General features: G+C 74.9%; 11 protein-coding genes. 4 read left to right on the top strand and 7 right to left on the bottom strand.

Going from position 1 to position 9,568, the window contains the following annotated elements:
- Positions 1 to 114: 114 nt before the first annotated feature.
- Positions 115 to 1,017 carry a MurR/RpiR family transcriptional regulator gene (locus tag SZN_RS32425; RefSeq protein ID WP_007503408.1) on the bottom strand — a complete coding sequence of 301 codons (903 nt, stop codon included), beginning with the start codon at positions 1,015 to 1,017 and terminating at the stop codon, positions 115 to 117.
- 55 nt (positions 1,018 to 1,072) lie between these two features.
- Between SZN_RS32425 and SZN_RS32420 the strand changes: the two genes are divergently transcribed.
- Together SZN_RS32420 and SZN_RS32415 are read left to right on the top strand one after the other, a co-directional pair.
- Positions 1,073 to 1,459: a hypothetical protein gene (locus SZN_RS32420; protein ID WP_007503406.1), complete on the top strand. Its 387-nt coding sequence runs from the start codon at positions 1,073 to 1,075 to the stop codon at positions 1,457 to 1,459.
- A gap of 16 nt (positions 1,460 to 1,475) precedes the next feature.
- Entirely contained in the window at positions 1,476 to 1,745 is a 270-nt protein-coding gene (locus tag SZN_RS32415) for a DUF4031 domain-containing protein (protein WP_007503404.1), read from the top strand.
- Between the two features lie 175 nt (positions 1,746 to 1,920).
- On the opposite strand, the gene SZN_RS32410 is transcribed toward SZN_RS32415, so the two are convergent.
- Positions 1,921 to 2,634, bottom strand: a complete 714-nt coding sequence (locus tag SZN_RS32410; RefSeq protein ID WP_244313456.1) for an HD domain-containing protein — start codon at positions 2,632 to 2,634, stop codon at positions 1,921 to 1,923.
- A gap of 206 nt (positions 2,635 to 2,840) precedes the next feature.
- On the opposite strand from SZN_RS32410, the gene SZN_RS32405 reads away from it, so the two are divergent.
- Positions 2,841 to 3,536, top strand: a complete 696-nt coding sequence (locus SZN_RS32405) for a copper homeostasis protein CutC (RefSeq protein ID WP_007503402.1) — start codon at positions 2,841 to 2,843, stop codon at positions 3,534 to 3,536.
- Between the two features lie 148 nt (positions 3,537 to 3,684).
- Here SZN_RS32405 and SZN_RS32400 read toward each other — a convergent pair whose 3' ends face one another.
- The gene (locus SZN_RS32400; RefSeq protein ID WP_007503401.1) at positions 3,685 to 5,760 is read right to left on the bottom strand and encodes a HelD family protein; all 2,076 of its coding nucleotides are present in this window, start codon (positions 5,758 to 5,760) and stop codon (positions 3,685 to 3,687) included.
- Between the two features lie 297 nt (positions 5,761 to 6,057).
- Here SZN_RS32400 and SZN_RS32395 point away from each other — a divergent pair, with 297 nt between their 5' ends.
- Positions 6,058 to 6,237 carry a hypothetical protein gene (locus tag SZN_RS32395; protein WP_208865883.1) on the top strand — a complete coding sequence of 60 codons (180 nt, stop codon included), beginning with the start codon at positions 6,058 to 6,060 and terminating at the stop codon, positions 6,235 to 6,237.
- Positions 6,238 to 6,404: 167 nt separating this feature from the next.
- Here the strand turns inward: SZN_RS32395 and SZN_RS32390 are convergent, their stop codons facing one another.
- From SZN_RS32390 to SZN_RS32380, 4 genes are all read right to left on the bottom strand, one after another.
- A complete protein-coding gene (locus SZN_RS32390) occupies positions 6,405 to 8,045 on the bottom strand; it encodes a DNA repair helicase XPB (protein WP_007503400.1) in 1,641 nt (546 codons plus the stop codon).
- Between the two features lie 570 nt (positions 8,046 to 8,615).
- On the bottom strand, positions 8,616 to 8,840 hold the full coding sequence (locus SZN_RS32385) for a hypothetical protein (protein ID WP_007503399.1): 225 nt from the start codon (positions 8,838 to 8,840) through the stop codon (positions 8,616 to 8,618).
- A gap of 107 nt (positions 8,841 to 8,947) precedes the next feature.
- Positions 8,948 to 9,076, bottom strand: a complete 129-nt coding sequence (locus SZN_RS43290) for a hypothetical protein (protein ID WP_007503398.1) — start codon at positions 9,074 to 9,076, stop codon at positions 8,948 to 8,950.
- A 227-nt stretch (positions 9,077 to 9,303) separates the two neighbouring features.
- A partial coding sequence (locus SZN_RS32380; protein WP_007503397.1) for a WYL domain-containing protein occupies positions 9,304 to 9,568 on the bottom strand: 265 nt, incomplete at its 5' end.

Genomic DNA, 9,568 nt, shown 5'->3' with positions numbered 1-9,568 from the left:
GGCGCGGGGGCGGGGGACCCGCGGGCCGCCGGTGCGCGGCGCCGGCGCCGCGGCCGGGAAGGTCTGCCGGGCGTCGTGAGCCGGTGCGCCTTCCCGGTCACGGCGCTAACGGCGCTAACGGCGGTGCCGGTGCGCCAGGGCCTCGTAGGAGGCGGCGAGCGCGGGGGCCGCGGTCTCGTAGGTGCGCTGGGCCACGCCCACGAACAGGCAGTCCACGACGAGCAGTTGGCTGGTGCGGGACGACATCGCCGCCGGGCGCAGCTCGCTCTCGCGGGCCGTGGAGGTGGTGAGGACGTGGTCGGCGTACTGGGTGACGGCCCCGTCCGGGCGCCCGGTGACGGCGACGGTGGTGGCGCCGTGCTCGAAGGCGGCCCGCAACGGCTCGACGACGTCCCCCGTCGACCCGGAGTGGGTGATGGCGATCGCCACGTCGCCTGCGCGCAACTGCACCGCGTTCGTCACGGCGAGGTGCGGATCGCTGTGCGCGTGGGCTATCAGCCCGATCCGCAGCAGCTTCTGGGCGAGGTCCTGGGCGACCAGCCCGCTCGCCCCCACGCCGTAGACGTCGATCCGGCGCGCGGCGGCCGCGGCGGTGACGGCCGCGCCGAGCTGGACGGTGTCCAGACCGGCCGCCGTGTCGGCGAGGGTCTGCCGCTCGTCCTGGGCGAGCTTGGCGACGACGTCCGCGATCGGGTCGTCCACCGCGATGTCCGTGGTGATCGCCGGGGCGCGGCCGGACTGCTGCTGGGCGGCGAGGCCGGCGAGGGCGAGGCGCAGGTCGCGGTAGCCGGGATAGCCGAGCAGGCGCGCGGTGCGTACGACGGTGGCCTCGCTGGTGCCGGTGAGTTCGGCGAGGCCGGTGACCGTGAGGGCGGCGCAGCCCGCCGGGTCGTTCGCCACCGCTTCGGCCACGCGCTGCATGGAGCGGGTCATCGAGGGGGCGAGCATGCGCACCTTGGCCGCGAGGGCGGCGGGCGCCGGGCCGCGGCCGAAAGTTTCCTTCACCTCATGGGTCACACCTGAAAGGTATTTTCAGTACCGGGCCGTGGTCAAGACTGCGCACAATAGGACCATGGAACCCGTCAGTCCGCTGGAGCGGGCCCTGCACACGGCCCGCGCCCTCGTCCTCGCCGACCTGGTCGCCGACGGCGTCGCCGAGGCGGACGTCGTCTCGCTGGTCGAGGAGTCCGTCGTCGCCCGCCGCTGGTGGGTGGAACAGTGGCCGGACGGCGTGGAGTTCGTGGCCGGGCTGATCGCCCAGGACGTCCAGGACGCCCTGCTGGAGCGGTACGGCCGCTGGCCGCTGTGCCCGGTCTGCGGCGGCGGCGAACCGCACGCCCTCGACGTCGAGCCGGAGCTCGGGGCCGACCCGCACTGGGTCTGCCACAAGGCGGGCGTGCGGGTGGCGGCGGTGGGCTCGCTCGGGCCGGCCGCCGGCGGCGGGGCGCGGGGCGCGTGAGGGGCCCCGCGGCGTCGTGACGATCTACATAGACCCGCCCACCTGGCCCGGCCACGGCCGGATGTGGTCCCACCTGGTCAGCGACGCCTCCTACGACGAACTCCACGGGTTCGCCGAGCGGCTCGGCGTGCCCCGGCGCGCCTTCGAACGCGACCACTACGACCTCCCCTCGCACCGGTACGCCGACGCGGTACGGGCCGGCGCGGTCGAGGTCAGCAGCCGTGACGTGGTGCGCCTGCTGCACGGGGCGGGCCTGCGCAGACCGAAGGGACGCGACACGCCCTGAGGCCGGTGTCCGGGCCCGAGTCCGGGCCCGAGTCCGGTGTCCGGGCCGGGCGGTGCCGTGCGCGGCAGCGCCGCCGCGCCGGTGACGCCCTCCGTCCCCTGCTCCCCGGCCCTGCTCCCCGCCTCTGCTCCCCGCCCCCGTGTCGCGTGCCCTGCGGGCGGCGGTCCGCCCCCGCTCACGGCGACAGCATCGCCAGCTCGCCGGTGAGGTTGTGGCGGGCGGTGGCCTCCCACGTCCGCCGCCCGTACGGCGTGCGGAACAGGCCGGGCAGCGCCAGCAGTTGCCGCAGGATCGCCGCGCGGCCCTCGCGGAAGGCGTCGTTCGGCACGAAGTGGTACTCCGCGCGCACGGCGGCCGTGTACGCCGCGTACGCGGACGGGGGCGCGGCGAGGATCGCGAGGTCCGCGTCGCACAGCACCTCGCCGTCGCGGTCGTCCGGCGCCGGGTCGTGGGTGACGGTGAGCCGCACCAGCCGGGCCACCTCGGCGGTCCGCCCGGCGGGGACGCCGGCCTCCGCGAGGGCGCGTTCGGCGAGACGGGCCGAGCGCTCCTCGTTCTCCGAGCGCTCCGGCAGGTACACCGCGTCGTGGAACCAGGCGGCGAGGCGCACGACGTCCGGGTCGGCGGCGTGCGCGGCCAGCTCGTCCACCCGGTCCAGGACCGCGGTCAGGTGGGTGAGCGTGTGGTAGCGCCGCTGCGGCTCCCGCCAGCGCGCGAGCAGGTTGTCGGCGTAGGGGGCGGGGTCCGGGGCGGTGGCGGGGGAGCGGGCGCCGTTCAGGGCCCGCCCGAAGCGGGCGCGCAGGGCGTCGGGGGAGGGGGCTCCGGGGGCGCCGGGGACGGCGGGGACGGCGGGGACGGCGGGTGCGGCGGGGGTGTCCGGATCGGCCATGGCGTCATTGTGGCGCGGCGGGCGGTCCGCGGGTACGGCCGCGCCCGGTCCCGCGGGTACGGCCCGCGCGGCACGCGCGTACGGCCCGCCGCGCGTGGCCGGGGGCGTCATCGCGTGCCCCGCCCGGCAGGCGTAGGCTTTGATTGGACTAGACCTGTAGTCGCGGGTAGCTGCCGTCGCCGTCGAATGCCGAGGAATGGGGTCCCATGAGCAAGCGTGCAGTCCTGGAGGTGATCGCCCTCGGGACGGAGGACGCGGTCGCCGCCCAGGCCGGGGGTGCGGACAGGCTCGAACTGGTCACCGACATGGCGGCGGACGGACTGACTCCGCCGGTCGGGACCTTCGCCGCGATCCGCGCCGCCGTCGACATCGATCTGCGCGTGATGCTGCGGCCGGCGGACGGCTTCGCGGCGGGCGACGTCGAGCGGGTGGCCCGTACGGCACGGGAGCTGAGGGAGGCCGGGGCCGAGGAGTTCGTGCTCGGGTTCCTCGACGCGGAGGGCGCGGTGGACCTGCGGGCCGTGGAGCGGGTCGTCGCGGAACTGGACGGATGCCGCTGGACGTTCCACCGCGCCATCGACCGGGCGGCGGACCGCGACGCGCTGCGCAAGCAACTGGACGGGATGCCGGGCCTGGACACCTACCTCACGGCCGGGGCGGCGACCGGCGTGGACGACGGGCTGCCGACGCTGCTCGCGGAGGCCGCGCGGGGCGGGGAACCGGGGTACGAACCGCGCATCCTGGTCGGCGGCGGTCTGCGGCTCGACCATGTGCCGGCGCTGCTGGCCGCGGGGATCGACGCGTTCCACATCGGCGGCGCCGCACGACCGGACGGCTGGTCCGGCCCGGTCTCCGCCCCGGCGGTGGCCCACTGGAGAACCACCCTCGACACGACCCCCTGACGGCTCGCCGCGGCCCGAGACTGAAAGGGGGGCCAGCCCCCGCCGGGGGCGCGGGGAACCGCGCACAGGGCCGGGGCCACCCGGGACAGGCAAGGGGGCGGCCCCCCAACCCCGTGAAGGGGCGGGGGGAGCCGCGCGCAGCCCCCGGTCACCCCAGCTGCACCGGCAACGGCCCCCCGTGCGTCACCGTCAACCCCGACACCGCCCGGGTCAGCGCCACGTACAACCGCCGCAACCCCGTGCGCTCATCCGGCTCCCCGTCCACCACCGCCCCCGGCTCGTCCAGTACCACGTAGTCGTACTCGAGCCCCTTCGCCAACGACGCCGGCACCAACGTCAGCCGGCTCTCCGCGGTCGTCTCCTCACCCGGCGACACGTACGGCACCCCCGCCGCCGCCAGCAGAGCCCCGAGCTCCGCGACCCGCCCGTCCGCCGCGATCAGCCCCACCGACCCCTCCCGCCGCAAAGACTCCTCGCACGCGGCCACCACGTCCTCCATGCCCGACACCGCCCGCACCTCGAAGAGCCCGGGGTTCTCCCGGATCGACGCCACCGGCGTCAGCCCCGGCGCGATGTGCGCCAGCAGCCGCGAGGCGTACGCGATGACGTCCGTCGGCACCCGGAACCCCGCCGTCAGCTCCTCGATCACCCCCTCCGGCTTGCCGAGATGGGCCAGCGCCTCCGCCCAGCTCCGCGTCGCCCACGGGGTCGTGCCCTGCGCCAGATCACCGAGGATCGTGGCCGACCCCGTCGTACAGCGGCGGCCCACCGCCCGGTACTGCATCGGCGACAGATCCTGCGCCTCGTCGAGGACCACATGGCCGAGCGACGGCGTCCGCGACACCAGGTCCGCCGCCTCGTCGACCAGCACCGCGTCCGCCGCCGACCACACCGCCGACCTCACCGACCGCGCCGGCCGCTCCCACAGGATCGTGCGCTGCTCGTCCGCGTCGAGAATCCCCTCCGCGTGCGCGGCGAGGAACTCCGCGTCACCCAGCAGCCGCAGCACGAGCTTCGCCGGGTCGACCGGCGGCCACACCGCCTTGACCGCCGCCTTCACCGCGCGGTCGCGGGCCACCGCGTCCTGCACCCGGTCGTCCGGCGCCTCGCCCGACCGCTCCATCTGCACCAGCACGGCGTGCGCGATGCGCTGCGGAAGCGCCTCACGCGCGGCACCGTGCCGCAGCCCGCGGGCCAGCAGCTCCCGCACGATCTCCTCGACCTCGTACGCCGGCACCCGCCACCGCCGCGACCCGCGCACCACGACCACCGCCTCCGCCGGCATGGTCACCTGCGCCCGCACCGCCCGCCGCAGCACCTCGGCCATCCGCGCGTCGCCCTTGACGACCGCGGCCGCCGCCCCGTCCGTGCCGCGCACCTCGACATGCGCCACCAGATCGTCGACCGTCGCCTGCCGCACCGCCAACTCGCCCAGAGCGGGCAGCACTTGCTCGATGTAGTGCAGGAACGACCGGTTCGGCCCGATCACGAGCGTCCCGGTACGGGCCAGCCGCTCCCGATGGGCGTACAGCAGATACGCCACCCGGTGCAGCCCGACCGCCGTCTTGCCGGTGCCCGGCCCGCCCTGCACGCACACGGTCCCGCCCAGCGCGGACCGTACGATCTCGTCCTGCTCGGGCTGGATCGTCGCCACGATGTCCCGCATCGGCCCCACGCGCGGGCGCTCGATCTCCCGCTGGAGCAGCTTGCTGGTCCGCTCGGCCTCCGCCGGGTCCGAGAGCCGCTCGTCCTCGTACGCGGTCAGGTCCCCGCCGGTGTAGCCGAAGCGGCGGCGCAGCCCGACGTCCATCGGGTCCTTCCTGGAAGCCCGGTAGAACGGCTGGGAGACCGGCGCCCGCCAGTCGATGACCATCGGGTCGCCCATGGAGTCGTGCACATGCCGCCGCCCGATGTAGAACCGCTCGCCGTCCGCCTCCTGAGCCCCCTCCGTACCCGGCGTGCCTTGCGCGCCCTGGTCGCCGGGAGCGGGCAGGTAGTCGAGCCGGCCGAAGAACAGCGGGGTGCCGCCGAGGTCGGCCAGGGCCTTCACACGCTCGTCGATCTGGTGGGCGAGGGCTGCGGCGTTGACCCAGTTCGCGGTCACGTCGCGGATGTCGAGGGACTCGACGTCCTCCCGCATCGCCCGCAGCGCGGCACGGGAGGAGGCGAGGTGGGAGCGCTCACGCAGGAGCGGGTCGAGGGCGTCGTCGACGGGCGTGGACAAGGGGGTGCCTCCGGTCGGACCTACGGACAGGTGATCGCGAGAGCCGTCCGGTTTCCGTCCGGGCGGCGGCACTCCGCGAGGGAGGCGGGCAAGAGCGGAGATCCTAGAGGAGCCCCCGCCCCCGGCGCCAATGATTTTTTACGTCCCGCACGCCCGTCCGCATCCGCCCGCAACCCCCTAGGGGACGGGGTCCTCCTCGCGGGGGGAAGCGGTCCGTCCACGGACGTACGCGGGCGGTAGGCGGCCTCGGCCCGCGGGCCGATGCGGTCTTCACCGGGGCGAACCCATCATGGAGACATGAGCGCAGCAACCATTCACCCGGCCAGGCCGAGCCCCCGCGGAGCCACCGCGCTCCAAGGCAGCCACCGCCACCGTCTCGGCGAAGCGCTGCGCGCCGTGAAGGTGTTCGCGGGCGCCGCCTTCGACGTCGTCGTCCTCGGCGAGTACGGCGAGGAAGCGGGTGTCCGCCGCAGATGACCCCCCGGGCCCCCGGGGCCACCGTGTGACCCTCCGGTCACCCCCGGCACCCCCCGATCCCCTCCGGTCACCTCCGGCACCCCCCCGATCCCCTCCGGCGCCTATCCCACGCCGGGCGGGTGCTGCGCTCATGCCACCCGCCCCGCCCCCGCCCCGGTCCGGCGGCCTCAGTCCTCCGCGAGCATCTCGTCGGCGTCCACGATCCGGTACGCGTACCCCTGCTCCGCCAGGAAGCGCTGCCGGTGCGCGGCGAAGTCCTGGTCGATCGTGTCGCGCGCGACCACCGAGTAGAAGTGCGCCTGGTGCCCGTCCGCCTTCGGACGCAGCACCCGGCCCAGCCGCTGGGCCTCCTCCTGGCGCGAACCGAAGGTCCCCGAGACCTGGATCGCCACCGTGGCCTCCGGCAGGTCGATCGAGAAGTTCGCCACCTTGGACACCACGAGCACGCTGATCTCGCCCTCCCGGAACGCGCCGAAGAGCTTCTCGCGCTGCGCGTTGGACGTCTCGCCCTTGATCACCGGGGCGTCCAGATGCTCCCCCAGCTCGTCCAGCTGGTCGATGTACTGCCCGATCACCAGGATCTGCTGCCCCGCGAACCGCCGCACCAGCGCCTCGGTGACCCGGCGCTTGGTGTCCGTCGTCGCGCAGAAGCGGTACTTCTCCTCCTGCTCCGCGGTGGCGTACGCCAGCCGCTCGGCGTCGGTGAGGTTGACCCGCACCTCCACGCAGTCCGCCGGCGCGATGTAGCCCTGCGCCTCGATCTCCTTCCACGGCGCGTCGAACCGCTTCGGCCCGATGAGCGAGAACACGTCGGACTCACGCCCGTCCTCGCGCACCAGGGTCGCCGTCAGCCCGAGCCGCCGCCGCGCCTGGAGGTCGGCCGTGAACTTGAAGACCGGCGCCGGCAGCAGATGCACCTCGTCGTAGACGATGAGCCCCCAGTCCCGGGAGTCGAACAGCTCCAGATGCGGATAGACCCCCTTCCGCCGGGTCGTCAGCACCTGGTACGTCGCGATGGTGACCGGCCGGATCTCCTTGCGCGTCCCGCTGTACTCGCCGATCTCCTCCTCGGTGAGCGAGGTCCGCTTCACCAGCTCGTGCTTCCACTGCCGGGCCGAGACGGTGTTCGTGACGAGGATCAGCGTCGTCGACTTCGCCTCCGCCATCGCCCCGGCGCCCACCAGCGTCTTGCCCGCACCGCACGGCAGCACCACGACACCGCTGCCGCCGTGCCAGAAGTTCTCCACCGCCTGCTTCTGGTACGGGCGCAGCGCCCAGCCGTCCTCGGCCAGCTCGATCGGATGCGCCTCGCCGTCGACGTACCCGGCGAGGTCCTCGGCCGGCCAGCCCAGCTTCAGCAGCGTCTGCTTGATCTGACCGCGCTCGGAGGGGTGCACGGCCACGGTGTCCGGGTCGATCCGGGCCCCCACCAGCGGCGCGATGCGCTTGGAGCGCAGCACCTCCTCCAGGACCGGGCGGTCGGTGGTGGTCAGGACCAGGCCGTGCGTGGGGTGCTTGGACAGCGTCAGCCGCCCGTAGCGGTCCATCGTGTCGGCGATGTCGACCAGCAGGGCGTGCGGGACGGGATAGCGGCTGTACGTGACCAGCGCGTCCACGACCTGCTCGGCGTCGTGCCCGGCCGCGCGCGCGTTCCACAGCCCGAGCGGGGTCACCCGGTAGGTGTGGATGTGCTCCGGCGCCCGCTCCAGCTCGGCGAACGCCGCGATCGCCCGACGACACGCGCCGGCCTGCTCGTGATCGACCTCCAGGAGCAGAGTCTTGTCCGACTGGACGATGAGACAGGACACACGTACCTCCGGAGATTGGGTCGTCTCATGACAGGCACAACGCCTGCCGCGGCACGGGCTATGCCCCGTGCCCGACGCCGGAAGGGCGTCCCGGCCGGCGCGCGGGGGATGCGCGCCGCTGTCTATGGTCGCCCATCGCGGGAAACCGACGGGACGACTTCGCAGGAACGCCCGCCGCGCGGCCTGTGACGCGCCGTGCCGGGCGCTTCGTTCTCCGCCGGGCGGACGTCGCGGAAGGCGGCGCCGGTACGCCAAGGGCGACCGCGGCACGGACCGGGTACCGCGACCCGGCGGCACCGGAGCCGAACAGCCTGTGGTCGCATGGTCCGCCGGGTCCGCCGGGTCCGCCGGGTCCGCATGGTCCGCCGGGTCCGCCGGGTCCGCCGGGTCCGCCGGGTCCGCCGGGTCCGCCGGGTCCGCCGACGGCGAAGGACGCGTACTCCTTCAGCGCCGCAGGGACGACGATCTCCGGACGCTGCCGGGTGGCGGCGCGGAACGGCGGCCGACGGGGCACCGTCCGCGGCCGTCGAGGACGCGGCCGCCCCCTCCGGCCGGCCGGCTCCCGCCGCGCTACCTCACGCCGGACAGGGTGAGGTTGTTGATCAGAGGTCCCTCCACGGTCACCCCCTCCGGTACCAGGGACTGCGCCCCGGCTGCCGGGAGCGGCAGGGGCAGGGGGGCCGGGGACGCCGCGGCCGCGGGAGCGAGGACGGCGGCCAGGGCGGCCGCCGGGAGGAGTGCCGTCACCGCGGCGACGGCGGCGCGGCGGGCGCGGGCGGGACGCTGGGAACGCATCGGGCGTCGGGGCCTTTCACGGTCGGGCACCGGCCGCGGGCGGCGGTGCCGGGTGGGCGGGCCGGCCCGGGTGGGCGGGCCGGCCCGGTGAGCGTGCCGCGCGAGCGTCAGATCTGCGGCGTCTCGATGACGAGCCCGGCGATGTCGACGCTGACCGCCGCGGCCTGCGTGGTCAGGGCGCCCATCATCAGGGCGGCGGCGGCCAGGACGGTGGCCAGGCGACGAGCTGTACGCATGCGACAACTACCTTTCCGTTGAGCTCACTTGAGCGTGATCAGGACACCGGTTGGCTGCCCCGCGCCACCCGCCCTGATGCAAAATGCACCGAAAGGTCCCTCAAGAGTTGGAAAAGCCCGGCGTGGCGGGCATGAACCCGCGCGTACCCCCGCAGGAGTGAGCCGCGTACCCCGCGGGAGTGAGCCGCCGACTCCCGCCGAGCAGGCCGCCGGCCCGCGCGACCGGCTCAGACCTGGTCGTCCGCCAGCTCCGCGACCCCGGTGATCCGGTGCAGCGGATACGTGCGCACCTCGTCCGCGGTGTGGTCGTACGCCGTCACGAACCCGCCCTCCACCCGCACCGGAGCGATCACCCGCTGACTCGCCGCGCCCTCGGCGTTGACGTACCCGATCCACAGCGAACCGCCCGTCAGCACGGCGGCCTGCACGGTCGCGAGGGTCTCGGCCGCCGCCGTACGCGGCAGCTCGCCCGCGCCCGCCGCCGCGCCCGCG

The sequence above is a fragment of the Streptomyces zinciresistens K42 genome, assembly GCF_000225525.1.
GTDB classification, from domain to species: Bacteria; Actinomycetota; Actinomycetes; order Streptomycetales; family Streptomycetaceae; genus Streptomyces; species Streptomyces zinciresistens.
This window is presented reverse-complemented; position numbering and strand designations above follow the sequence as displayed.